24 protein-coding genes and 1 pseudogene are annotated in these 25638 nt (G+C 53.9%); 6 read left to right on the top strand and 19 right to left on the bottom strand.

Annotated features, from left to right (window positions below; genetic code table 11):
• Positions 1–149 precede the first annotated feature (149 nt).
• On the top strand, positions 150–1601 hold the full coding sequence (locus tag AB8615_RS10205) for a TrkH family potassium uptake protein (protein ID WP_418152346.1): 1452 nt from the start codon (positions 150–152) through the stop codon (positions 1599–1601).
• Here AB8615_RS10205 and AB8615_RS10200 read toward each other — a convergent pair.
• Positions 1598–2518, bottom strand: a complete 921-nt coding sequence (locus AB8615_RS10200) for an Hsp33 family molecular chaperone HslO (protein WP_409432481.1) — start codon at positions 2516–2518, stop codon at positions 1598–1600. The genes AB8615_RS10205 and AB8615_RS10200 overlap by 4 nt on opposite strands.
• A 90-nt stretch (positions 2519–2608) precedes the next feature.
• A complete protein-coding gene (locus AB8615_RS10195; protein WP_409432480.1) occupies positions 2609–5002 on the bottom strand; it encodes an FtsK/SpoIIIE family DNA translocase in 2394 nt (797 codons plus the stop codon).
• Between the two features lie 161 nt (positions 5003–5163).
• Here AB8615_RS10195 and AB8615_RS10190 point away from each other — a divergent pair, with 161 nt between their 5' ends.
• Complete coding sequence (locus AB8615_RS10190) at positions 5164–6351, top strand: FAD-dependent monooxygenase (protein ID WP_409432479.1); 1188 nt, start codon at positions 5164–5166, stop codon at positions 6349–6351.
• 186 nt (positions 6352–6537) lie between these two features.
• On the opposite strand, the gene recF is transcribed toward AB8615_RS10190, so the two are convergent.
• The 15 genes and pseudogenes from recF to AB8615_RS10115 form a co-directional block, all read right to left on the bottom strand.
• Entirely contained in the window at positions 6538–7641 is a 1104-nt protein-coding gene (gene recF, locus AB8615_RS10185; RefSeq protein ID WP_409432478.1) for a DNA replication/repair protein RecF, read from the bottom strand.
• Between the two features lie 23 nt (positions 7642–7664).
• On the bottom strand, positions 7665–8768 hold the full coding sequence (gene dnaN, locus AB8615_RS10180) for a DNA polymerase III subunit beta (RefSeq protein WP_409432477.1): 1104 nt from the start codon (positions 8766–8768) through the stop codon (positions 7665–7667).
• Between the two features lie 99 nt (positions 8769–8867).
• Positions 8868–10385, bottom strand: a complete 1518-nt coding sequence (gene dnaA / locus AB8615_RS10175) for a chromosomal replication initiator protein DnaA (RefSeq protein ID WP_409432476.1) — start codon at positions 10383–10385, stop codon at positions 8868–8870.
• A 463-nt stretch (positions 10386–10848) separates the two neighbouring features.
• On the bottom strand, positions 10849–11112 hold the full coding sequence (gene rpsT, locus AB8615_RS10170) for a 30S ribosomal protein S20 (RefSeq protein WP_409432475.1): 264 nt from the start codon (positions 11110–11112) through the stop codon (positions 10849–10851).
• 173 nt (positions 11113–11285) lie between these two features.
• The gene (locus AB8615_RS10165; protein WP_409432474.1) at positions 11286–12059 is read right to left on the bottom strand and encodes an enoyl-CoA hydratase; all 774 of its coding nucleotides are present in this window, start codon (positions 12057–12059) and stop codon (positions 11286–11288) included.
• A 72-nt stretch (positions 12060–12131) separates the two neighbouring features.
• On the bottom strand, positions 12132–12968 hold the full coding sequence (mutM, locus tag AB8615_RS10160; protein ID WP_409432473.1) for a bifunctional DNA-formamidopyrimidine glycosylase/DNA-(apurinic or apyrimidinic site) lyase: 837 nt from the start codon (positions 12966–12968) through the stop codon (positions 12132–12134).
• Entirely contained in the window at positions 12969–13601 is a 633-nt protein-coding gene (locus tag AB8615_RS10155) for a nucleotide exchange factor GrpE (protein ID WP_409432472.1), read from the bottom strand.
• 12 nt (positions 13602–13613) lie between these two features.
• Positions 13614–14702, bottom strand: coding sequence for a heat-inducible transcriptional repressor HrcA (gene hrcA / locus AB8615_RS10150; protein WP_409432471.1), 1089 nt, complete (start codon positions 14700–14702; stop codon positions 13614–13616).
• 2 nt (positions 14703–14704) lie between these two features.
• Positions 14705–15392 (bottom strand): annotated as a pseudogene (locus tag AB8615_RS10145) (MBL fold metallo-hydrolase).
• A gap of 413 nt (positions 15393–15805) precedes the next feature.
• Entirely contained in the window at positions 15806–16351 is a 546-nt protein-coding gene (locus AB8615_RS10140) for a peroxiredoxin (RefSeq protein WP_409432469.1), read from the bottom strand.
• Between the two features lie 159 nt (positions 16352–16510).
• Positions 16511–17245, bottom strand: a complete 735-nt coding sequence (locus tag AB8615_RS10135; RefSeq protein WP_409432468.1) for an extensin family protein — start codon at positions 17243–17245, stop codon at positions 16511–16513.
• Positions 17246–18043, bottom strand: coding sequence for a S1 family peptidase (locus AB8615_RS10130; RefSeq protein WP_409432467.1), 798 nt, complete (start codon positions 18041–18043; stop codon positions 17246–17248). It abuts the gene before it with no gap.
• A gap of 6 nt (positions 18044–18049) precedes the next feature.
• Complete coding sequence (locus tag AB8615_RS10125; protein ID WP_409432466.1) at positions 18050–18463, bottom strand: DUF350 domain-containing protein; 414 nt, start codon at positions 18461–18463, stop codon at positions 18050–18052.
• An 87-nt stretch (positions 18464–18550) separates the two neighbouring features.
• Positions 18551–19711 carry a 23S rRNA (adenine(2503)-C(2))-methyltransferase RlmN gene (rlmN, locus tag AB8615_RS10120; protein ID WP_418153085.1) on the bottom strand — a complete coding sequence of 387 codons (1161 nt, stop codon included), beginning with the start codon at positions 19709–19711 and terminating at the stop codon, positions 18551–18553.
• Between the two features lie 97 nt (positions 19712–19808).
• The gene (locus AB8615_RS10115; RefSeq protein WP_418152345.1) at positions 19809–20618 is read right to left on the bottom strand and encodes a thioesterase family protein; all 810 of its coding nucleotides are present in this window, start codon (positions 20616–20618) and stop codon (positions 19809–19811) included.
• Positions 20619–20723: 105 nt separating this feature from the next.
• Here AB8615_RS10115 and AB8615_RS10110 point away from each other — a divergent pair, with 105 nt between their 5' ends.
• On the top strand, positions 20724–21734 hold the full coding sequence (locus tag AB8615_RS10110; RefSeq protein WP_409432463.1) for a 2-dehydropantoate 2-reductase: 1011 nt from the start codon (positions 20724–20726) through the stop codon (positions 21732–21734).
• Between the two features lie 106 nt (positions 21735–21840).
• Here AB8615_RS10110 and AB8615_RS10105 read toward each other — a convergent pair whose 3' ends face one another.
• The gene (locus AB8615_RS10105) at positions 21841–22314 is read right to left on the bottom strand and encodes an Hsp20 family protein (protein WP_418152344.1); all 474 of its coding nucleotides are present in this window, start codon (positions 22312–22314) and stop codon (positions 21841–21843) included.
• A 198-nt stretch (positions 22315–22512) separates the two neighbouring features.
• Here AB8615_RS10105 and AB8615_RS10100 point away from each other — a divergent pair, with 198 nt between their 5' ends.
• From AB8615_RS10100 to AB8615_RS10090, 3 genes are all read left to right on the top strand, one after another.
• Positions 22513–23376, top strand: a complete 864-nt coding sequence (locus AB8615_RS10100) for a class I SAM-dependent methyltransferase (RefSeq protein WP_409432461.1) — start codon at positions 22513–22515, stop codon at positions 23374–23376.
• Between the two features lie 98 nt (positions 23377–23474).
• Positions 23475–23768, top strand: coding sequence for an SCP2 sterol-binding domain-containing protein (locus AB8615_RS10095; protein ID WP_409432460.1), 294 nt, complete (start codon positions 23475–23477; stop codon positions 23766–23768).
• 76 nt (positions 23769–23844) lie between these two features.
• Positions 23845–24810, top strand: coding sequence for an alpha/beta fold hydrolase (locus AB8615_RS10090; protein ID WP_409432459.1), 966 nt, complete (start codon positions 23845–23847; stop codon positions 24808–24810).
• A 3-nt stretch (positions 24811–24813) separates the two neighbouring features.
• Here the strand turns inward: AB8615_RS10090 and AB8615_RS10085 are convergent, their stop codons facing one another.
• Entirely contained in the window at positions 24814–25638 is an 825-nt protein-coding gene (locus AB8615_RS10085) for an inositol monophosphatase family protein (RefSeq protein WP_409432458.1), read from the bottom strand.

The following is a 25638-nucleotide window of genomic DNA, read 5'->3' as shown; positions in this document are numbered from 1 at the left end:
GTCGCGGTATCTTATTGAAATACAATCGCGCGAATTGGTCTGTGTTTCAAGTAACCATTTCCGAAAAGCCCGTTTCAACACTGGTGACGTGGAGGCTTTAGCCTTTTAAAAACATTTGCATCATGGCCGCACCGCGCTAGACCCTATTTATGCCTGATCTGCGCCCCGTATTTTTTGTCATTGGATTGATGACCGCCGCGCTTGGCGTGGCGATGTTTATTCCGATGTTCGTTGATTTGGCCTATGCAGCGCGGTCGTGGAAAGCCTTTGGTTTTGCAGGGTTGATGACAACCTTGCTCGGTGCAGCTCTGGCGCTTGGTATTTATACACCCAAACCAGATTTACGCGCGCGCGGTGCCTTTGTCTTGACTGTGTTTGCTTGGGTCACTTTGTCGATTGTCAGTGCTATTCCGTTTTTGATGGACCCACTTAAACTCTCTGTGACAGACGCGCTGTTTGAGGCGACGTCAGGGATTACGACGACAGGGTCGACGGTGCTGACGGGGCTGGATGATTTGCCAAAGGGTATCTTGCTCTGGCGAGCAATTCTGCAATGGATTGGCGGAGTTGGTATTGTTGTAACGGCGATGGCCGTTTTGCCAATGCTGAAAGTCGGCGGGATGCAGCTATTCCGTTTGGAAAGCTCTGATATGGGTGAGAAGATTTTGCCGCGCGCCGCCTCTCTCGCGCTTGGGATTTCCCTGATCTATCTGGTGCTGACGGCGTTATGCGCGGCGGGATATGTCTTGACGGGGATGAGCGGGTTTGACGCGATCGCGCATGCCATGACAACGGTGGCGACCGGCGGCTACTCGACATCGGATGCGTCGATGGGCGGGTTCATGGATAACGGCGCTGACTTGGTCTGTATCGCATTCATGCTGGCGGGTGGTCTGCCCTTTGGGGTTTATCTCCTTATGGCGACGCGTGGGCAATTTTCCGCGCCGTTGAAAGACCCGCAAGTGCGTGCGTTCCTCGTTGTGATGAGCGCGCTGATCGCGGTTATGACGCTCGCGCTTTTCCTGTCTGATCAGATGAGCTTTACGCGCGGGCTACGCTTGGCGGCCTTTAACACGGTTTCGATTGTGACAGGCACGGGCTACGCTACGGCGGATTATAACCTCTGGGGCACCTTTGCTGTCAGCGCCTTTTTCGGCTTCATGTTCATCGGCGGTTGTGCGGGCAGCACAGCCTGTTCTATCAAAATTTTCCGCTACCAAGTCGCATTCGAAGCCCTGCGCGCTTACCTCGTGCGTATGCCGCGCAATCATGCCGTGACCCCGCTGCGCTACGGCGGTGCACCGCTGCCAGAGTCGGTTGTTTATTCTGTGATGAGTTATTTCTTCGTCTTCTTCGGATGCTTTATTATCGTCGCGATCTTACTCTCTTTGATTGGACTTGACCCGATCACGGCATGGTCAGGCGCGGGCAGCGCGATTGCGAATGTCGGGCCAGGTTTGGGCGATACGATTGGCCCAGCAGGCACATATCAGTCCCTGCCGTCCAGCGCTAAGTGGGTTCTGCTGATTACAATGATTGTTGGGCGATTGGAAATTGTGACGGCGCTAGTCCTGCTAACGCCGTCATTCTGGAGAACTTAAACGACGGGACTAATATCGTCTAAGTCAAAGATATAATCCGTCCCACAAAATTCGCAATTTGCGATAATTTCATCGTCTTCGGCCATATCGTCCAAAGCCTCACGCGTGAAGCTTTTGAGCATATTCTCCAACCGCTCGCGCGAGCAACGACAATCTGCGCGGACTTCATATGCTTCCACCACACGCACACCACTTTCGTGGAATAGGCGGTAGAGCAACTTGTTCTGCGACAGGTCGGGGTCAATTAATTCTTCATCTGACAAAGTTGCAAAGAGTGACCGAGCCGTCTCCCAAGCATCATCCGTATTGCCGCGCGCGCTGTCGCCTGCGATCTTTTGAATCATCATCGCACCACCTCGCCAATGCGAGCCAGTCTCGTCGATAACTTGCCCGCAAGCGAGTTTGATCTTGGTCGGGATTTGTTCTGACTGATCGAAATAATGCTCCGCCGATTCGGATAAGCGGGCGCCTTGAATGGCGGCTAGGCCTTGATATTGATCCATATCTGGACCTTGATCAATCGTCATCGAAAACGTCCCACGGCCAAGCAAGTCATCCGCGCCCGGATTACGGTTATCTAGCAACATATCTTTCAACACATCTGCGTCCCAACGGGCATAGCCGCGAATGCCGCCATCTGTTGTGCTGTCGGCCATGAGGAGCGAGACGGGACCATCGTTCGTGCCGTGACATTGCACGACCAGACGGCCTTTAAATTTCAAAGACCGCGCAACGAGCGCTCCAATCATCATCGCTTCGCCGAGCAAATGCGCGACGGGTTCTGGGTAGCGGTCCAGCAAAGCTGCATCGATCGCATCGCCCAAGCGCAAGGCCCGCCCGCGCACGGGCTCCTCTTCCAGTTGGAAGATTGTCAAGTGATCGTCAGAAATATCGTCGAGGTTAATGTCGTGTGCCATGATGTGTCCTTATCAGGCTGCGCATGTGGGGGAGGCAGGGCCATATTACAAGGCCGCACCTATATCTGTTCACGCGTAAAGGACGGCTAATTAGTAGCCATCACTCTCTGGTAGGAAAATCTCGCGCTTGCCGCCTGACCCGCTTTCACTGATCATGCCTTCTTGTTCCATTTGTTCAATCAAATCTGCGGCGCGGTTATAGCCGATGGATAATTTGCGCTGAATGTAGGACGTCGACGCTTTGCGGTCACGCGCGACGATAGCCACGGCCTGATCAAAGAGCGATGTCTCGCCGCCGCCATCTGCCGCTTTGGCAATTTCAGCGGCTTCTTCACGGTCGGTTGTGATGTCCTCAAGATAGCTCGGCGCGCCTTGGGCTTTGACGAATTTTGCAATATTTTCGACCTCGCCGTCAGACACAAACGGCCCGTGATAGCGGCGCGGGCGACCCGTGCCCATAAACAACATATCGCCATTGCCCAACAACTGCTCGCCGCCCTGTTCGCCAAGGATAGTGCGGCTGTCGATTTTGGAGCCAACGCGGAAGGAAATACGAGTCGGGAAGTTGGCTTTGATTGTGCCTGTGATAACATCTACGGACGGACGCTGTGTGGCAACAATCACGTGAATCCCCGCCGCCCGCGCCATTTGCGCGAGGCGCTGCACGCTGCCTTCAATATCCTTCTTTGCGACCATCATCAGGTCAGCCATTTCGTCGATAATCACGACGATATACGGCATAGCCTCGAATTCCATTTCTTCAGTTTCGTATTCTGGCTCACCTGTTTCTTTATTGTAGCCTGTCATAACCGTACGTGAGAGGGTCTCGCCGCGCGCTTTGAACTCGGCGACTTTTTCGTTAAAGCCCGCCATATTGCGAACGCCGACCTTGGCCATTTTGCGGTAGCGATCCTCCATCTCCCGCACTGTCCATTTCAGCGCGACAACCGCTTTTTTCGGCTCTGTCACCACGGGGGCCAGCAAATGCGGCGCACCGTCATACACAGATAGCTCGAGCATTTTGGGATCAATCATGATGAACTTACACTGATCAGGGGTCAGCTTATACATTAGCGAGAGGATCATCGCGTTGACCGCGACTGACTTACCTGACCCTGTTGTACCCGCGACAAGCAAATGCGGCATCTTGGCGAGGTCTGTGACAAACGGGGCGCCGCCAATGTCTTCGCCGAGGATCAGGGGTAAGCTCGCGTCTGAATTTTGGAAGGCATCAGATGCCAGCATATCACGGAGCCAAACGGTCTCGCGTTTGCGGTTTGGCATTTCAATACCCATCGCATTGCGGCCTGCGACAACGGCAATCCGCGCGGATTGTGCGCTCATGTTTCGTGCGATGTCGTCTGAAAGATTAATCACGCGCTGGGACTTCACGCCGGGCGCTGGTTCAAATTCAAACAGGGTAACGACAGGACCGGGACGGACGGACCCCATTTCGCCTTCAATACCGTAATCGCCCATCACACGCTGTAGGTTTTCCGCCGAGCGTTCCAATGCGGCTTGGTCATGGACTGTGCTGCGCGGGGGCGGCATTTTCAACAGATCAAGACCGGGGAGAACAAAGCTCGTGGCCCCTGAGAAATCAAATTCTGGAGCTTTGGGCTTTTTGACTTTTCGCTTCTTCTTGGGTTTGGGCGCTGCCGCAACGGGGGCAGGGTCTGTATAAACAGGCGTCGGCGCTGCACTTGCGGGGGCATCGGGAATATCGCGATGGAGAGGTGCGGCGGGTTGATCGAGATCATCTGTGTACCCACGGCGGAATAGGCGCACCAAAAAGCTCGCCGTCTTATCGACCCAAATGCGGATATAGGCCCAAACGAGACCTGCGGCATCGAGCATATCGACCAAGTCGCGCGGCACAATTCGGACATAACGCGCCAGGCCAAACCCGCTGATCAAGAAAGTCAGCAGCGCAATGATCGCGCCAGCCAGCGGCACGTTAAATCCGTCGAGAATTGATTTCACTGATAAGTGGATGGTATCGCCAATCCAGCCGCCCAGCCCTGCCGCCATCGGCCAGCTTTGCGGGATTGGCACGGCAGACAATGTGGCAGCGCCAAAAAAGACAACGCTGGCCGCTATCAGGATGCGACGCGTTAGGTCCATCTTTGTTTGACGTCCGTCATTGCGGAAAATGCGCCGAATACCAGAGAACATGAGAAGTCCCGCAATCAGGTAGCTGCCCCAGCCCAGCATTTGCATCAGGAGATTGGCAATCGCCGCGCCAATCGTGCCGAAAACATGTTGCTGTGACAGGCCCGCCGTATCGGCGGTCACGTCGAATGGATTATAGTTCCAGACGCAGACAAAGATGAAAAAACCAACGGCTATCATGCCCAGCGCCCAGACTGCGCGCATGAATGTCCCGCCCTCGGCGCGCTTGATCTCTTCCATCATCGCGTGGATGTCTTCTGGCGCGTAGCCGTAATCTTCAGAATTAGCGGTGGCGGAAGGCGGAGGGGTCATAATATCTCAGCTTGGTTGAAGTCTTAACCGAATGTGAAGGGAAGGCGTAAAGGCGAGGTTAAGAGGGTCACGAATTTCCCTATAAAACCAGTCAAATATGCAGATTTCATGCGGCAATATCGGGACTTGGATTGCGAGGCTGTGCCGCCTAGAAAGACATTATGAAAACGAAGTTTGATATTTTGGTGATCGGCGGCGGAATTGCGGGGCAGGTGGCAGCCTTGGCGAGTGCCGAAGCTGGCTTGTCTGTCGCATTGCTAGATGCCCGAAACTTAGCCGATGTGCCAGATAATGGCCGTGCCTATGCCCTCGCCGCCAGCACGTTGCGCATGCTCTCGCGCCTCGGTGTGGATGCGCAGGCCAACGCGCAGCCCATGGTCGATATGTTGGTGACTGAGGGCACGGGTGACAGCCCATGGAAGATGCACTTTGACAGTTGCACACACGGCGAGCCAACTGCGCAAATGGTTGAAAGTGCTGAGCTTTATGCGGCGTGTTGGAAAACGGTATCAGACGCAAGCGCGATAGAGGTTATAGACCAAGTCCGCGTATCTGAGTGGGATTTTGGACTAGGCGAGGCGTCTGTGACGTTGGCCAGCGGCCCTGTTTTGACGGCGAAGCTGATCATCGCGGCGGATGGCCGTAATTCGCCGACACGCCGCGCGGCCCAGATCACTGTGCAGCGCAAAGAGTATGATCAAGCCGCTCTGGTCACGACGATCTCTCACGCTTTGCCGCATGATGGGCTAGCTTTGCAGCGCTTCTTGCCAGGTGGCCCGCTCGCTGTGTTGCCACTGACGGAACAGCGCAGCCAGATCGTATGGTCAGACCGACGGATCGCGATTGCGGCGGCTGTGGAATTGCCCGAAGCTGCCTTTTTAGCGCTTCTGCAGGAACGTGTCGGGGATTATCTTGGCGACCTTTCGCTGGCGGCACCGCGACAAAGCTACCCTTTGGTCTTGCAAACAGCGGACGCCTTTACCGCGCAACGACTGGCTTTGATCGGTGACGCGGCGCATGTCATCCACCCCTTGGCAGGGCAGGGATTAAACCTCGGCATGCGCGATGTGGCAGCCCTAGCGCACGGTATAGAGGCGGCGGCTGCGAATGGCCAAGATATTGGGATTGCTGGGCTTTTGGGATATGAGACTTGGCGGCGATCTGATGTGGGTATGATGAGCCTTGCAACGGATGGTCTGTCTATGCTGTTTCGCTCTAAATCTCGCCTCTTAGGTCATGCACGGCGGAGTGGCTTGGCTGCGATCAACCGCGCAGACTTGGCGAAATCCTTCTTTATGGCAGAGGCTGCGGGGGAGACTGGAGACCTCCCCAATCTGATGCGAAGATAGGTGCGTAAATAGACCATTCAGATAGCGTTCATGTTGAGAGCTTTATTTGTATAACTACTGACAATACATATTGAAATTCGTTCTATAATAACTAGAACGCGCAGCATCGGTACCGGACATTGCGCCCCGTTTCGGTACCGCTAGCCTCGCCACCCTTTGGTCTAACCATCGGGTGGTGAGGCGCTTTTATATGGGGGTGAGTGACCCATCATCGACGCGGAAAATCTGCGTATTCGGGCCAAAATCTGAGAATAAAGCTGCGTCTGTGCCTGTCATAAATACCTGCAGCCCCAGATCGTGTAATTCCTCCGCCAAGGCAGCGCGGCGGATATTATCCAAATGCGCCGCAATTTCGTCGAGCAGTAAAATGGGCTGCCTGTCACCCAGAGATCGTGCCTGTGCCAGCACCAGACCGATCAGCAGCGCCTTTTGTTCTCCCGTCGAACATTGCTCTGCGGGCATGGCTTTATCAATATGACTGACAACAAGATCGCTGCGATGCGGGCCGATGAGAGTGCGACCTGCACGGCGATCTTGGCCACGGGTTGACGCCAGTAATTCCCGGTAAGACACTTCCACGTCATCGAGTGATTCATCTTCTAAGCACATCTGCTCCACAGTGCCGCTCAGCGTGATTTCTGATTTTGGGAAAATAGTATCGCGCGAGTCGACAGCGGCTTGCAGCGCGATCACCGTTTCCACACGATTTTGCGCGATCACCGCCCCTTGCGCAGCAAGATCAGCTTCCAGCGCGTCATACCACCCGCGATCATCCACATCGTCCGAGAGTAGGCGATTGCGCTCGGCGCGTGCTTTCTCAAACCGCAAGCTGGCAATGCCGTGGCCGGGTTGGTGGGCGAGGCAGAAGCGATCGAGAAACTTACGGCGGTCTGAAGCCGGGCCAGAGAAAAGGCGGTCTTGCGCAGGCGTCAGCCACATCACAGAGATCAGCTTGGCGAGGTCGCCGCCCGTGGCGTTTTTGCCGTCGAGCCGAAGCACACGGCGGCGCGGGTTTTCAGGGACTTGGCCCACGCTGATCCTTTGGTCACGGTCTGTCATGGCGTTGATGCCCCAAGCTGGCTGCACATTGCCGTCGACTGTGTGGGCCAAACGATCTGGCGGCGCACGGCGTAGTCCTCGTCCTGGGGACAGAAGCGAGACAGCTTCGAGGAGGTTGGTCTTGCCTGCGCCGTTCGGGCCAAACAGCACAATAGGCCCATGATCCAGCGTTAGATCGAGCGCTGCGTAAGAGCGGAAATCAGTCAGTCGAAGGCTGGTTATATAGGCCAAATCAGCGAGGGGAGGCCAGCCGTCTAAACGCGCAACGGCATCAGCACAAAGAGTGCATTGTCGTCTTCGCTATCTTTGACGAGTGCTGGGCTAGCGGGACTATCGAGGAAGAACGTCGCGTCGCGGCCCTCAATTTGTCCTGTGACGTCCAGCAGATATTTCGCGTTAAACCCAATCTCCAACGGCTCCGCGCTGTAATCCACGGGCAGGTCTTCATTGGCTTGGCCCGACTCGGGGTTGTTCACATTCAGGGCGAGATTGTCTTGTGTCAGCGATAGTTTCACAGACCGAGATTTTTCCGCCGAGATTGTTGCTACGCGGTCCACGGCATTGGCGAAAATCTTATTATCGATCGTCAGCTCTTTCGTGTTCCCCTTTGGAATGACGCGCTCATAATCTGGGAATGTGCCGTCGATCAACTTAGACGTCAGGACAGCGGAGCCGACTGTGAAGCGGATTTTCGCTTCTGACACGCTCATGCCGATCATACCATCTGCTCCGTCAATCAAACGGCGAATTTCTGCGACCGTCTTGCGCGGCACGATTATGCCTGGCAAGCCAGAGGCTCCGTTTGGCAAGTCGCTCTCGGCTAGGGCCAAACGATGTCCGTCTGTGGCCACGCAACGCAACGCGCCATTATGGTCGTGCATATAAATACCATTGAGATAATAGCGCGTTTCTTCCGTGCTGATCGCGAATTTTGTTTTGTCGATCAGACGACGTAGTGCTTCAGCCGGCAGTTCAAAATTATGCGAAAAGTCATCGGCTGTCATTTTCGGGAAATCACCAGCTGGCAGCAGCGGCAGGGTGAAATGGGATCGGCCCGCATCAATGTCTAACCGGTCCTCTGAATTGATCTGCAGAACGACTTGCGCTCCGTCGGGCAATTTGCGCGCGATGTCATAAAGCGTATGAGCGGGTGCGGTCACTTGGCCTGGCGCAGAAATATCGGCTTGTGTGCCTTCCGACACTTCGATGTCCAAATCGGTCGCGACGAGCGTCAGTCCGCGATCATCGGCAGTCAGCAGGACATTGGACAAGATCGGGATCGTGTTGCGGCGCTCCACAACATTTTGCACATGACCAAGCGCTTTAAGAAGCGTGCTGCGTTCGATTGAAAGTCTCATCTTATCGTCCAAATTCTATTGAGCGTTGCGCCCGTGTGGTTCGAAGCCCTTTCATAACGTAACCGCCGCAAAATCCAAGCGGTTTACGTGCGGCAGTTTTTAGGCCTTCAGCAAGTCCTGAACGGCTTCGATTTGCGCATTGAAAGTGGGGTCATCGGCGCGAAGTTCGTCAATACGTTTGACCGCGTGCATGACCGTGGTGTGATCGCGTCCGCCAAAGCGCCGCCCAATATCAGGCAGGGATCGCTTGGTTAGTTTTTTACACAGATACATCGCGACTTGGCGTGGGCGGGCGATGATGCGTGCGCGCCGTTTTGACGTCATATCCGTCAGCGTCACTTTAAACACTTCGCAGGTTGCACGCTGGATGCGGTCGACTGTGAGGCGCTGTCCCGACATATACCGAGAATCAGATAGCGTCTCTTGCACGGTTTCCAGCGTGATGGGTGTTCCAAGAAATTCACTTTGTGCCACGATTTGATTGAACGCGCCTTCGAGGTCGCGCGGCGTGGCGTTCATGCGCGCGGCCAGATGATCTCGCGCATTTTGCGGGATAGCGAGCATGGCATTGCCTGTCGTGCGGCGACGCGCGATGAGGCGATCCAAAATACGCAAGCGGAGTTCATAATCCGCAGGCCCAATTTTACAGACGAGGCCAGAGGAAAGATAAGATTTCAACCGTTCGCTGGCTTTCTCGATCTTGTCAGGATGACGATCCGCCGCAATTAAGATTTGGCGGCCTTGATCCACGAGGCTGACGAGTGTGTGCAACAGTTCTTCTTGACTGCCAGGTTTATTGGCAATGAAATGCGCATCGTCGATGATGAGAATATCAACATCACGGAGATCGGATTTGAACGCTGAAATCGCGTCGCGGCCTTGGCCACGCACGGAGCTGATGAAAGTTGAGACAAAATCTTCCGAGCTAATAAAGCGCACGCGCTTTTCGGGGTGCTTGGTTTTGACTTCGTTCTCAATCGCATAAAGCAAATGCGTTTTGCCGAGCCCGTTCGCACCGTGCAGCACGATAGGATTATATTGCGCCGCGCGGCCATTGGCGATTTGCTTGGCGACTGCGACAGCCAGTTCGTTAGAGCTACCGACGACGAAATTATCAAAGGTAAAACGCTCACGCGGATTTTCGGCCCCATTGGTAGGACGGGGTTGCGCAGCAGAGATTGCAGCCGTGTTGCGAGATTGCGCAGATGGTGCCGCAAAGCCAGCGGCGCGTTGTTGCGAATGTGTAGGCTTGCTCTCATTCGCCTTGGCCGCGCTATGGGAAGCTTGCGCTGCAAATATTACCTGACGCGGCGGATCCACGCGGTCATGTTTCTTCCAGAGGCGCTGCACCGTGTCGGCGTAATTGCTCTCAATCTTGGAACTGATGAAACGCGACGGCGCTGATAGTGTGACGAAAGAGGCGTCAGCCTGTGTCACCCGCAAGCGGCCCGTCCAAGAACGGTGGATGTTCGCACCCAGCGCATAGGACAGATCAGTTTTGACCTGTCCCCACGTATTGTGAGCGCTCTGAAGAGGTGGTTCACCTGTGTAGAGATCAGGCGTTTTGGTGGAGGCTTTTGGAGAGGCAACTGTCATTGGATCGGCGTGATCAGGCATTAAATTTACTCCAAGCGGTCCCACAGGATAAAGTTGCCTAAATCCTTGAAAAGTATAACAATTAGATGGATGCATCTTCAAAGCCAGTCACTTTGAAGGGTGCCTTCCCCGAATGAGATGCTTACCCCCGTAAGCCTCTCTGCCCCCTTTTAAACCGACTCTTTCTCGTTCCGTCAACGAACAAATTTACGATTCACGCAGTGATTCGATGTTGACTCAAAAAAACGTAAGAGTCGCAAAGAATTAGAGGTCAAAAAAAATTCATATTTTGTTAACTGTCTCGAACAGTCGCCCGATTTATGCGGGAATTTAACGGCTTATTCAGGGCTAAAATTTTCAATCTACAGGTTGGAGTTGTGAGGAGGGAACCCAGACACAAAAAAACCGGAGCAATGCCCCGGTCTTGTAAATTTTTGCAATGTGCCTGCGAGATTTCTTCGCAAGCGGACGAGGCTGCCTTGGGCTAGCCGATCGCCTTCACGCGCTTGTTCAGGCGCGAGACTTTACGAGCTGCTGTATTCTTGTGATAGACGCCTTTAGTCACAGCGCGCATGATCGCAGGCTCTGCCACTTTCAAGGCTTCTGTTGCCGCGGCCTTATCGCCTGCCGTGATCGCATCTTCGACTTTGCGAAGGTTTGAACGGACCATTGTCCGGCGTGATTTGTTCACAGCCGTTTTGCGGGCCATTTTACGAACGTTTTTCTTGGCTGATGAAGTATTCGCCATGCTATTCCTCAATATCTTTAATCAGGGTATGTCGATTACAGTCGGCAAGCCATCGCAATCGATTCAAATTTCAAGCGCGGCCTATAGCCACCCATATCGGGCGCGTCAACACTTGTTCTACAGCCTATATAGGTGGGCTGTGCTTATTTTTCCAGACCACTTATACCTAGAGACTACTTATTCTTAAAATGCGGTTTGCGCTTCTCGACGAAGGCGGCCATGCCTTCTTTCTGATCTTCGGTCGTGAACATCGCTTGGAACATGCGACGTTCAAAGTTGATGCCTTGCTCTAGGCTCATCTCAAAGCCTGTTTTGATCGTTTCTTTGGTCATCATGCTGATGGGCTGACTTTGTGCCGCGATTTTCACGGCGGCCTCTTTGGCAACGTCCATCAAATTGTCGAGGGGCACCACGCGCGCCACAAGTCCGCTGGCCTCAGCTTCAGCCGCTTCCATCATACGCCCCGTCAGGCAGAGGTCCATGGCTTTGGCTTTGCCGATGGCGCGAGCGAGGCGTTGCGTGCCGCCAATCCCTGGCATAACGCCGAGATTGATCTCTGGCTGGCCGAATTTCGCAGTATCAGCGGCAATAATGAAATCGCACATCATCGCGATTTCACAGCCACCGCCCAGCGCGTAGCCTGCGACTGCCGCAATGATTGGTTTGCGAAAGCGGTCGACGGCTTCGTGATTATGAAATAGGCCAGACTTGTACATCTCGAGGAAGGTGAGGTCGGCCATTTCTTTGATGTCTGCGCCTGCCGCAAAAGCTTTCTCCCCGCCCGTCAGGATCACGCAGCCAATGGCGTCGTCTTTTTCAAGCGCCGCTAGCGCTTTGGCGACTTCGCCCATCATTTCTGTGTTCAGTGCGTTTAGCGACTTGGGACGATCCAGCTTGATCGTTGCGACCGCGCCGTCCTTTGTCAGTTCTATCATGTCATAGCCCATGAGGCGCTCCTTAGAATTGTTGGCGGCGTTTACACGGGCGTAGAGAGCAAAACAAGGGGACGAATTGTCAGGCTATTTTTGGCAGGCGCGACAGTAAAAGCTAGACCGCCCGCTTTGCACGATGCGCGTGATAGGGGCGTTGCATGTCTGGCAAGGCTGCCCCTCACGGCCGTAGACGCTGAATGTGTGCTGGAAATAACCGAGATCGCCGTCTGTATTGGCAAAATCGCGCAAGCTGCTGCCGCCCGCTGCAATCGCTTCTGTGATCACGTCTTTAATATGGCGCACGAGCGTTTCGGTCTCCGTGACAGTCAAGCGTCCTGCACCGCGGCGTGGCGTGATGCCTGTGCGAAACAAGGCCTCGCAAACATATATATTGCCCAACCCTGCCACGACATGCTGATCAAGTAAGGCCGCCTTGATCTTGCTCTTCTTGCCTTTCAGGCGTTGGCGCAGATCGGGGGCGTTAAATTGATTGGATAGCGGTTCTGGGCCGAGATCATCTAAACGGTAAGGCGCGTTAGCGGCGACTAGCTCCATAAAGCCAAACCGGCGCGGATCATTAAACGTCACCCGCGCTCCGCTGCTCATCTGAAAGACAACATGGTCGTGCTTAGGGTTTGTATTGTGTGTGTGGACGAAGTCAGCTGTAGGGGCTGCGTCGATCGTGAAACGCCCGCTCATGCCGAGGTGCATGAATAGCCGCTCGCCGCTGGAGAGTTCAGCTTGCAGGAATTTGGCGCGACGGGAGAGTTTCGACAGAGTTTGCCCCTGCACCCGCGCGACGAAATCATCACCAAAGGGAAAGCGAAGGTCTGGACGGTTGAGCGTCACGCCCTCAAACACAAACCCTTCCATAACGGGGGACAAGCCCCGCATCACGGTCTCGACTTCGGGGAGTTCTGGCACCTAAGTTTTGGCGGGCCCAGTGCTAACGGCGACCATGGCGGCGCGTAGCGTTCTCTCGCCCAAGGTGAAGCCTGTTTGCATCACAGTCGCGACATGGCCTTTGTCTTCGTCAGACGGGATCTGCGCAACGGCCTGATGGACATTCGGATCAAATTTTGCGCCAACCCCTGGCACAGCGCGGACGCCGTGACGGGATAGGATCATGATCAAGTCTTTTTCGGTCAGCTCAATGCCGTCTAGCAAGTTCTTGGCGTTATCGCCTAAGTCTTCTTTGGCTTTCCCGTCGAGCGTTTGTAGCGCCCGGGAGAGGTTATCGTGGACTGATAGGACATCCATGGCAAAACGCTCAATACCAAACACACGCGCGGCAGCGACTTCGCGTTCCGCCCGTTTCTTGACGTTCTCGGCATCCGCCATAGCACGGAGGGCTTGATCTTTCAGGGCCGCGAGTTCAGCCTCTAACTGCGCCACGCGTTCATCTGGCGTCGCCTCAGCTTTGGCAGCTTCTTCAGCCTCTTTTTCGGCGCGAGCAGCCATGCCAGCTTTCGCTTCGTTGATCTCGGCTTGCAGCGCGTCTAATTCTTCGTCGCTTGGCAACCCGTCGTCAATCTCGGGCGTTTTCTTGTCAGCCATGAGTTCGTCCTTTTATGTCTGTTCGCCGAGCCAGCGCCCGACCAGTTTTGCCGTGTAATCCACCATCGGTATGACACGGGCATAATTTATACGCGTTGGGCCAATCACGCCCAATGCACCCAGAATGTTCTGATCCTTATCGTGATAGGGTGCGATCACGACAGAACTGCCAGACAGAGAAAAAAGCGGGTTCTCTGTGCCGATAAAAATTTTCACGCCGTCCGCTGTTTCCGTGCGGTCCAGCAGAGCGATTAACTCTTCTTTGCGCTCCAAATCTTCAAACAACAAACGTATACGCTCCAGATCGGTTTGCGCCTCCAAATTGTCAAGGAGTCGGGCCTGTCCACGCACAATTAAAGTTCGATTTTCAGCCGTTTTATCTTGGCCAGACCAGTCAGCGAGACCTTGCGCGATCAAAGTTTGCGCGGCTTGATCAATCTCGGCGCGGCCCTCTGTCATTTCGCGCAGAATATCAGCACGGGCTTCGGACAATTTCCGTCCGCGCAGACGCGCCGAAAGAAAATTGCCAGCCCGTTCAAGGGAAGCTGGCAGAAGCCCAGCGGGTTGCGGCATTAGGCGGTTCTCAACCCGCCCGTCGGCATAAACCAAGACCACCAGCGTTTGACCTTCATCTAGGGCCACGAACTCGACGTGTTTGAGGGGTTGGCTCTGCGGGCCACTTTCAGTGGGCGTCAAAACGAGCCCAGCGCCACCCGCTAACCCCGCGAGCATCCCGCTGGCTTGTTCAAAAATTTGCTTGGGCGCGAGATTGTCGGCCGCAAGTTTCGCTTCCAACCGTTGCCGTTCTTGTTGACCCAGATCACCGATCTCCAGCAGGCCATCGACGAAGAGGCGCAGTCCTGCTTGCGTTGGAATACGGCCCGCGCTTACGTGCGGACTTGCAAGCAAGCCATAACGGGAAAGGTCGGCCATAGTATTGCGGATCGTCGCGGGTGACAGTTTGTGCCCTGACGATAACGCCAGCGTGCGGGAGCCTACGGGCTGACCTGTCTCAAGATAGCTCTCTACAATCTCTCGGAATACGTCGCGCGCGCGACTGTCCAGATCAGAGAGTGAGAAAAAGGGCAGGGGGTCAGACATGCCTAGCCAACGCCGCTGTGATTAGGCGCTGTCGTGCCGATAATGTCATCAGCGACATAGGCATTGTCTTTACGCTCTTGACCGAACGTACTCATCATACCGTGACCTGGGACGAAGCGCATATCATTGCCGAGCGGCCAGAGCTTTTGTGTGATGCTGTCAAGCAAGTCTTGATGATTGCTGCGAGGGAAGTCTGTGCGTCCGATTGAGCCTCGGAAAATCACATCGCCGACAAAAGCGATTTTCATATCTTGATTATGAATAACAACATGGCCAGGCGTATGACCAGGGGTGTGAACAACTTTAAACTCTGTATCGCCAAGGGTCAGCGTATCGCCGTCCTCTAGGTAGCGGTCGGGCACGATATTTTTACCCATACCAGCATGGCCATAATTGGCCCAATGCGTTTCAATCTCGTCCATCCAGAATTGATCGTCCTCATGGGGGCCGATGACTTTGACGCCCAGTTCCTCGCGTAGGTCTGCTGCGCCGCCCGCATGATCCAGATGGCCATGCGTTAGCCAGATTTCCTTCAGCGTCACGCCGTATTTATCCAGCGCTGCGCGAGATCTTTGGTGCCTCCCCGCCTGGATCAATCAGCACACCTTCTTTGGTCTCTACATCATAGAGTAGAGAGCAGTTTTGCGCGAAAGGGGTGACGGGAATTAGTTTGAGATCAAGTTTAGCCATGGGCGCTATGTGTGGGCTTTGGCGCGCGAGGTCAAGGTTTCTGGCGCTGACATAGCGTTCAGCCGCTATTCAGCTAGTTCGCGCTATAGATATATCAGGCTTAGAAATCTCTCCTTTAAGTCTCTCTCTTTGAACTGGCCTGCTTTGACATAGTCGAGGCAGGTCTTTTTTTGACGCAGCTCAAGACATTACGATCCGTTCACATGACGGAAATGTTAGGTGAGTGTCATACGCCTGCAACATACTCGTCCCTATATAAGTCTTAGTTCTAACATCCTTCCCCTGGACGTCATGGACTATCCCTTTGAACTTGCGGCTTCTTAAAAAGGAGCCGCTTTTTTTTGCTCAATCATCAGCGCCAATAAAAAAGGCTCCCAAGCGGGAGCCTTTCAGAAAACGTATCGCGGAAACGATTAAGCGGCGTTAGCAGCTTGCTCTTTGCCGCGGACATAATTGAGCATTGTGTCAGCGTCAGACACTTCAAACGGGTCCGTCGGGCACATATCGCCAAAGTCAGCCTCAGTGAACATCTTCTCGATTTTGCCGTCATTGACCAACATGGAGTAGCGCCAGCTGCGATAGCCAAAGCCGAGATTGTCTTTGTTGACCAACATGCCCATTTTGCGCGTGAACTCACCTGTGCCGTCTGGCAGAAGGAAGACGTTCTTACGACCTTGATGCAGGCCCCACTGATACATCACGAACGCATCATTCACAGACAGGCAGATGACTTCGTCAATGCCCTCAGCTTTGAAGTCTTCATAAAGCTCTTCATAACGCGGCAAATGCGTCGTGGAGCAGGTCGGTGTGAACGCACCGGGTAGAGCGAAGAGGACAACTTTTTTGCCCTTAAAAATCTCGTCACTTGTCAGATCTTTCCAGACAAATGGATTATCGCCGCCAACAGATTCGTCGCGGACTCGTGTTTTGAATGTTACATTTGGCACAGTGTTGCGCATGAATATCTCCTTTTAGAATACGGTATTGCAACGGGGAGATAAGGGCTGAGTTCCAAAATACAACCGCGCAACCGAGATCAAGCCAAATCGCCGCAGGGAGAGACTAAAATTGATGGGGATAAGGGCGGTAAGGTTGGATTTTTGGGCGGGATTATACCCTCACCGACAGCTACTCGACGGGCCCATGTCGAGGTGGAAGTGGTCGTGGTGGGCGGCGTTGTAGTCTGGGCTAAGGGTGACTTTGAAAATCTTGCAGGCGGCGCGGCGGGCCTCGCGCAAATACGCGCCTTCATCGCCCTTATCTGCCCAGTCGGATTTCACGCTGATGAGCGTTTTATCTTCTAGCTCGAACGCGGCAACGTCCCACGCATTGCCAAAAGCATGTTCGCTCCATTTGCCTGATCCATTGCCGCGTTGGCGGCGGCAAGAATAGGTGCCCATGTGATGAATTTTGGCGAGGCCGACACCGAAACGCTCTACTGCGAGCACATCTAGTTCGCGCATCCAAAGATATGTCCCGACAGAGAGCGGGCATTGCATATTGGCTTCACCCGGAGCCAGGACTGTATCGTCGCTGCCATAGACCAGCCGCGCGACTTTCCAGCCGCAGACACCGCTGCCGTCCAGTCCTTTCGGGCCTTTGGGCTCTGACGGGATAGTTTCGAAATCGGTGATGTCGCGGGCGAGGGTCATGCAAGTCTCGGACGGTTCCAGCGACAGGCGCAGGAGTTGGCTTTTCGTGCCAAACCCTAGCGGTAAAGTCGGGTCTAGTTTCGCCCATGGGAGGTGTTGCTTTGGGATGTAACGATTTGCTGCAGCAACGCCTATGCCGATAATAGCTGCGAATATAATCCAGACCAGCCACGGCCATTGACGCTCTAACCACGCGGGCATTTAATTGACCAAGCAGATCACTTGCGCGACGCGGCGATCACGGCGCAGGCGGTCTGCCTGAACACCATAGGTGTCAACGGAAAGCGCTTCAGCAGCGGCAGTAGTTGACGTTGCTCCGAAATAGCGACGTAGGTAAAGTGGGGCAACGGTGTATACACGGCCGCGACGCGGGCTTTCTGCTGACACAACGCCGATCACTTCACCATCAGAATCCAGCACGGGCGACCCAGATAGCCCGCCAAGGGATCCAAATAAACCGCGTGTGCGGCCCAGTTCTGACCACGCTAGCACGCCTTCATCAGAGCGATAGCGACCACGCACCATCATGCGACCGCGACCCAAGAGTGAGCCAACGACTTCGCCGGGGCGGCCTTGAGGGAAGCCAAAGAAAAAGCCTGTTTCGCCAATCCGGCGATCTGAATTGACATCGGGCGGGAGCGGGCGGCGCGCCCAGCTGGAATTTAGAATGGCGAGATCGGCGTCTTCATTGATCTGCACGGTTGTGCGTAAAATCTTGCTTCTGCCCACTTTGATGCCGACATCTTCGCAGCTATCGACGACATGACGGGCGGTCATCCATGTGCCTTTGGTGTCGATCGCAAAGGCAGTACCTATGCCTGATTGCGGGGCATCGACCGTGACCATGACGCGTTCATCGCGCGGGCTTTGGCTCGGGAGGATTTCGCCAAGCTCGCCAGGTGCAATCGGCGTCGCGATCTCGCGCTTTTGCTGCATCGCGTTGTAGACGAAGAGCGACAGCACCACGAGATAAATCAGCCAGTCAGGGACGCGCTTCATCAGCGGTTATCCTGAAATAGCGAAAGCGAGAATGATTGAACCAGCCACCTTAAAGGACGCTAGCACAAGCGCAGGCGCAGCCTCATCGCGAATGATCCGCTCTGGCATGCCGCGGAAAATCATATCCGTCAGGCGAAACAGGAACAGCTGCAATAACACGGAGAACGTCCCCCAGACAGCGACGTCGATTAGCGAAAACTTGTTCACCAAACATGCCGCGAGCGGCAAAGACAAGCTGATCACGAGCGAGGAGAAGTGAATGGCGGCAGCCATGTTGCCTGCTTGCACTAATTCTAATTCTTTGTGCGGGGTCAGCTTGGTATAGATAAAAAGCCCGGCGATAAAAATGACTGTGATAGTCAGCAGGTAAAAGATCAAATAAGGGAAGCCTGATGCGAGGCTTTCAAGTGCTGGCTGCATGGTGTGGTCCAATTATGTTTGTGTGCCCGTCGCGACCCACCCCACACGAGCTGCGCGATATGTTCTTTCACCAGAGGGTGAAAATGATCAAGATAATTCTTCAGATGCGCGCACGTCTTTTCGGATGTCACTTGCGCGTTTCTTTTCAGATTCGGATTTTAGCTGCCCACACGCGGCGAAAATGTCGCGGCCTCGCGGGGTGCGGATCGGGCTGGCATAGCCTGCGCGGTTCACTTGATCGGCAAAGGCTTCGATCGTTTCCCAATCAGAACATTCATAGTCTGTACCAGGCCACGGATTGAACGGGATCAAGTTGACCTTGGCGGGAATACCTTTGAGCAGTTTGATGAGTTGTTTGGCGTGCCAAGGCTGATCATTGATACCCTTTAGCATGACATATTCAAATGTAATGCGCTTGGAATTAGATAGGCCTGGGTAATCGCGACAGGCTTGCATCAGGTCTTTGAGGGGATATTTGCGGTTAATCGGCATAATCTGTTCGCGCAATTCATCATTGGCCGCATGGAGCGAGATCGCGAGCATGGCAGATGTGCGCTCGCCCATAGGCCCGATTTCAGGTACAACGCCAGATGTGCTGACCGTAATACGGCGTCGGCCAATACCGAGTCCTTCTGGATCACATATCGTGTCAAGGGAATCGCCGACAGCTTGGGTATTATAAAGCGGCTCGCCCATGCCCATAAAAACGATATTGGTGAGCTTACGGTTTTCCTGTGTCGTGGGCCACTCGCCCAAATCGTCACGGGCAATGATGACTTGCAGGACGATTTCGGCGGGCGTCAAATTGCGCACAAGACGTTGCGTGCCTGTGTGGCAGAATTTGCAGGTCAGCGTGCAGCCAACTTGAGAGGACACGCACAATGCGCCTGTCTTGGACACATCGGGAATAAAGACAGTTTCGACTTCTACGCCAGGGGACATGCGGATCAGATATTTGCGTGTGCCGTCCTCACTGACTAATCGTTCGACGATTTCGGGGCGTTCGAGTGAAAAATACTGCGCCAGTTTTTCCCGCATGGGCTTCGCGATATTGGTCATCTGATCCCAATCCGTAACGCCGTAATTATATATCCAATGAAAAATCTGCTTGGTACGCATGCGCACTTTTTTAGGTTCAATCCGCAACTCTTCGCCGAGATCGGTCAAGTGTTGCGCGATTTCCTTTCGTCCTAAACCGACCAAGCGGATCGGCTCCGCTAGCTTTAACAGCCACGGGTCGATGATCAGGAGATATAAGAGTTTCTGCCATGAAGCGGCGTTTAGGCGAATTATAACGCCAGAGCAATGGGGGAGGTCAGAGGGTTGCTGTTAGCATATAAAGTCATCACACAAATAACGTCACGCTCTGCATCCCGTCTACGACGAGGTCACCGCGGCTGTTCCATATGCGCATGACTTGGCTGCTATAGCCGCTATTGCCTGCGGTATGACGCGTCTCGATTTGCCACCAACCGTCATCCGTCGACAAATCGTCTTGTAGCACGTTGAACATCCACGTCATTGAACTCACCGCGCCCATTTTACGAAACATGGGGAGAGCTGCGGGCGGGAGAACGTCTGCAATGCAAAGCAGGCTCTCTATTCCTTCGCGAGACGCAGGGTCATTGTGACGCGACCACGCGCGTATATAGCCCTCATCTGCGCCGCTCATCGGGCGGTGGCCGTCAATGAGTTTTGTTTCGAACCGGTGAAAAAAGGCGGGAACAAAAGCCTTAGCAAAGTCGGGCGTAAAATCCTCGCAATTATTGGGTGTGGGGGCGTCTGGTGCAGGGAAAGCGACTGACAATTCTGACTCGCGTGCGGCCCCAAAAGAAAAGGTCGCGGTGCAGACGGCTTGCTCACCAATATTAGCGCGGGCAGCGATGCTGGTGACGTTGCGACCTTGGCGGAGGACTTCGGACGATAGGGTCGGGTTATCCGTGACGGGACCGACAAAGTTGATCACGGCAGAGCGAAGCGGCGGCACATCAACATGGATCATTCTCACATCTGTCAATAAGAGCGCCGCGCTCAACCCACCATAGCACGTATGACCTTGTTTCCAGTTTTCAGGAATGTCAGGGCGGCGACCATGGTTTGTATCTGCCATAATACCCGCGATTTGGGCAAAGCCGATGTCTTCTGTCTGTGTCATGGTGATGCTCTCTTTGTCCTTTGCGAACTTATCTGCCGTAGTGGGCGTGAAATCAAATTTAAAGCAGGCATGGCCATGGTTCACTAATGTAGCTATGCCAGAATTATGACAGATCATCCGCATATCGTTATTCTCGGCGCCGGATCTATTGGCTGCTATTTGGGCGGGTTGTTGCAGCATGGCGGGTCGGCGCGCGTCACTTTCATTGGACGCGAAAGGTATCAGACTGCGATAGCTAATCACGGTTTGACGCTCACGCACTTCAGCCGAGACCCTATCCATCTGGATCAAGTGGATTTTCAAATTGATTACGTCGCGCTGGCCACCGCTGACATCATCCTGCTCTGCACCAAAAGCCAAGACACGGAAGATGCCGCCAATATCATCAAAACGCATGCCAAAGCTGATGTGCAAGTGATTAGCTTCCAAAATGGTATCCGTAATCCAGAAACTCTGCGGCAAGGTCTTCCAAAGGCTAAAATCATTCCCGCCATTGTGCCGTTTAATGTCACCCCGGCGGGGGCAGGTGCATTTCATTGCGGCACAGAGGGTGCGTTGGTCGTGGGAGCGGGCGTTGATAATGCCGTGCTGGAGGCTTTCACGGCTGCAGGGCAGCCGATCAAAGTTGAGGACAACATTCTCGCGGCGCAATGGGCGAAGATGGCGGTGAATTTAAATAATGCGCTGAACACGCTGGCGGGGGGGACTTTGCGCGAAGGGCTCTTGCAGCGTGATTACCGCCGCGCCTTGGCCCTGATTGTGGAGGAGGCTTTGGTCGTGGCAAAAGCCAATGGCGTCACCCCGTCGACATTTAATGGGCGTAGGCCCGAGCAACTCATCGCAACATTGCGACTGCCAAATTGGGCATATAAAATTCTCATGCAGTTAATTGTGAAAATAGACGCCAAAGCGCGATCATCTATGCAGGATGATTTGGACGCTGCACGTGTGTCTGAAATTGATTATCTGCAAGGCGAGATTGTGCGTCATGCGGCATTTGTGGGCATTGAAGCGCCTTACAATGCGGCCGTCCTGAGAATGACACAAGCTGCCTTTGCCAAAGGCCAATCGCCGAAAATGACGGGCACAGAGATATTAAGCGCGATCTCAAAATGATTGCGGCGCCACGTGTCCTGGGAGGGGGTTGAACACGCGACGCCGCCGCTATTACGCTGTCAGGGAAGCCCAAGGGGGAGGAAGGCGTCCATTGCGTAATCTCTATTTAGGCAGCCTTAGACTTACCGCTAGGCTTCGCCTCGATTAAATTACCGTAATGAACAGCAATTTTGCGAGGTTTCAGCGCCTCAGGCAGTTCACGTTTTAGTGAGATCGTCAGCAAGCCGTTCCGTAGCTCGGCGTTTTTGACGATGACGTGATCGGCGAGTTGGAAGCGGCGTTCAAATCCGCGCTCCGCAATGCCGCGATGTAGGTATTCTACGCCGTCATTATCGGCAGAGCCTTCACGACGCGCGATGATTGAGAGCACGTTTTCGTGGCTTTCAATCTCGATGTCGTCATTGTCAAAACCTGCGACAGCCATTTCAATCTTATAGCTATCTTCGTCCACCCGTATGACGTTGTAAGGGGGGTAAGCTTGGTTTGTGGCGCTGCTTTGCGAGGCGGCATCGATTAAGTTCGCCATGCGATCAAAGCCGACAAAGCTACGATAGAGGGGTGAAAAATCATAAGTTCTCATTGTGACATCCTTTCAATAAGCAATGTTAAATCGGTCCCCAAATGGGCGACTGGGTTGAGGTTTGCGGGACCCTATCGGCGTCCCACATTTGCAGATGGGAACGAAAACGTGATCGTCAAGAGGGGGCATATTTCCAAATGCAGTTGCTATTCCTTGCGAATTTGCTAGGGCAGAGGAAATTAAAATTAGGAGACTTTCATGCGTCAATTCTACCTCACAGCCAGTATTTTATCGGCCGCTTTGCTGGCGGCGTGTTCAGGCGGCGAGACAACAGCCCCGACGCCAGAAGCCCCCAAAGTTGAAGCGCCCGTTGCGATCACCTTGGCGGATGCGATTGCACATCCGCGCCGTGCTGACGATATGGCCCGCGATAAATTTCGTAATCCACAAGCCACGCTAGAGTTCTTTGACGTGCAACCTGATCAACGCGTCGCTGAAATTTGGCCAGGTTGGTACACGCAAATACTCGCGCCTTATCTGTCAGCGGGCGGCGGTCAATACATCGCCGTGATTTATCCCGACGGCGCGAGTGAGCGCGCAGATAAACGTAATGCCAGCTTCCGCGAGAAATTTGGTGATGAAAGCGAATACGGCGCTATCGAATACGGCGCATTTGGCAAAGATGCAGGCCCGATCCTGCCCGCTGAAAGTGTTGATACAATCTTGTCTTTCCGCAATGTCCATAACTGGATGGGCGGCGGATATGCGGATCAGGCTTTTGCTGATTTTTATGCAGCCCTCAAACCTGGCGGCACGCTAGGCATCGTCGAACACCGTCTGCCAGAAACAGCTTTGCAAGATCCCAAAGGCGGCTCTGGCTACGTGCAGGAAAGCTATATGAAGGCTTTGGCCGCAGATGCTGGTTTTGAATTCGTTGAAAGCTCGGAAGTGAACGCCAATCCGCTCGATACAGCCGATCACCCTATGGGTGTCTGGACGCTGCCGCCGCGCTCTGCGACGCCCAAAGAAGGCTCAGCTGAAGCCGAAGACTTTAACGCAGAGGCGTATAAGAATATCGGCGAATCTGATCGCGCGACGCTGAAATTTAGAAAGCCACTTTAAGCGTAATCACAGCGTTTGAAAAATAACTGGAAACTTGGCGGGGAGTCTCCATATAGTTTCCAAGCAAAGCATTGCCTAAACCAAGGAAGGGATACATTATGGAAAATTCTGAAATCGCAGCAAAGATGAGCGAAGCGCTAAGCAAATCTGGTGGCATCGATAAATCTGTCAAATTTGATTTTGGCGGCGAGGGCGCAGTTTGGGCGCAAGGTACAGAAGCGAAAGTGTCTGACGACGAAGCAGATTGCACAATCAATGTCGATAAAGCTGACTTCCTCGCGCTCGCCAATGGCGAAATGGACCCGATGATGGCGTTCATGTCTGGCAAGCTGAAAGTCGCAGGCGATATGTCTGTCGCTATGGGTCTGCAAAGCGTATTCTCAAATATGTAGTCGCATTCGCGGCTACACATGCGTTGAGTGAAAAGGGCCGATTTGGCCCTTTTTTTCAGCGTTCTGATCACACCACATGCCAGTTCAGCCAAATTATGATGTCGCGGAAATCGTCCAGCCTGGCGGGCGACCCCTTCCGGCTGACTTGGAAGCACGGATAAAAACTTATTTTATCAAGCGCGACGGCGTGCGTTTACGGGTGATGCTCGCGAGTGCAGCAACAGATGCGCCGCGCGGCTCGATTATTTTCTCGCCAGGCCGCACAGAATTCATCGAAAAATATTTCGAAACGACACTCGATTTTATCAAGCGTGGCTTTAACGTCCTTATTGTTGATCCCCGTGGTCAGGGCTTATCTGACCGTGTTCTTCCCGATAAACTCAAGAGCTATATTGACGATTTCCAAACCTATGCTGACGATTTGGCATTTGCTGTGGAATGTTTTCTGCCGCTCCTCCCCAAGCCGCATATTGCGATGGGTCATTCTATGGGTGGGACGATTGTCCTCAAAGGCATTTTAAGCGGCGTGCTTAACCCAGATGCAGTGATTTGCAGCGCGCCTATGCTTGGACTTTTTGATCTGGAGACCCCGCTCATGCGTGGCAGTATTGTTGCGCTGGGCATAATGGGGATGGACAGGAAAAACTTGCCTTTTCAAAAGCAGCGTAACGGTCTGCCTGTGCCGTTTAACTCTAACAAACTGACTACGGATAAAGAGCGTTACCGTATTTGGGCATCTTACTTTCAGACGTCCCCGCGTCTGCGCGTCGGCCCGCCGACATTTGGTTGGATACGTGCCGCCCTTCGCGCTATGGCGCAAGTCAACCGCAATGCGGACAAATTGCAAGTGCCAGCGCTACTCATCGGGGCAGGGGGCGATCCCATCGTTGATCCAGCTTCCGTTGAGAAGTTTGCAGAAAAATGCGGTGGAACCTATGTCGTCGTGCCTGGCGCTTTGCATGAATTATTTCTAGAGCGCGATGAGCTACGCAGTCAGTGTTTTGCTGCGATTGATGAATTCTTGGAAACGCAGAAGCTCTAATTTCTACGAATCCATGGCCCGCTGTAAGTAAGTGTAAAGCTCTGGCAAAAGCGCTTCATTCCCGACACAAACAATTCGCCCGCCATCGACAGGATTTTGCCCGTGCCAACCGGTGATCTTTCCGCCAGCCCCTTCGATCACAGGCATTAGCGCACGAACGTCGCAGGGCTTGAGCAACCCTTCAATCACAATATCCATGCGCCCTTCGCAGAGGAGGCCATAGCCGTAGGCGTCAAGCCCCAGCCGTGAAAACCGCACACCGCGGCGAATGATTTCATACGCCGCGCGCTCCCCTGGCTTGAACATAGCCAGCGGTTCTGTGCAGCCTAAAATCGCTGCTTTCAGTGTATCGACTTTACGAGTGTTCAGGGTGGTGGTTTCGCCCGCATGGACGCGCCAAGCGCGTTTCGTCTCGCCTGACAAATCACCCCAATAGCATTTATCCTGCGCCGCGACGTCTATCAGACCCAGCACAGGCTGCCCCTGATAAGACAGCGCGATCAAGGTCGACCAGACGGGGACACCTGCGATAAACCCGCGTGTCCCGTCAATCGGATCAAGCGTCCACGAAAAGTCATTCTCGCCCTGATAATCTGGCAGTTCTTCGCCTTCGATAGAGTCCTTTGGGAAAGCGTCTCGGATGATCTGGCGCAGGACGCGCTCGCCTTCAATATCGGCCTCGGTCACAGGATCAAACAGGACGTTATCGCCCTTATTCGTGATCGCAAGGTCTGTCTCGAACAGGGGGAGAGTAATCGCCCGCGCTGCCTCTGACAGGTGTTGCATCAGGGCAAGGCGATCAGAAATGTCAGTGGGCGTAAATGTCAT

The sequence above is a fragment of the Litorimonas sp. RW-G-Af-16 genome (genome assembly GCF_048319245.1).
In the GTDB taxonomy this organism is placed as follows: Bacteria; Pseudomonadota; Alphaproteobacteria; order Caulobacterales; family Maricaulaceae; genus Litorimonas.
The sequence above is the reverse complement of the archived record's forward strand: the minus strand, read 5'-3'. Positions and strand labels throughout refer to the sequence as shown.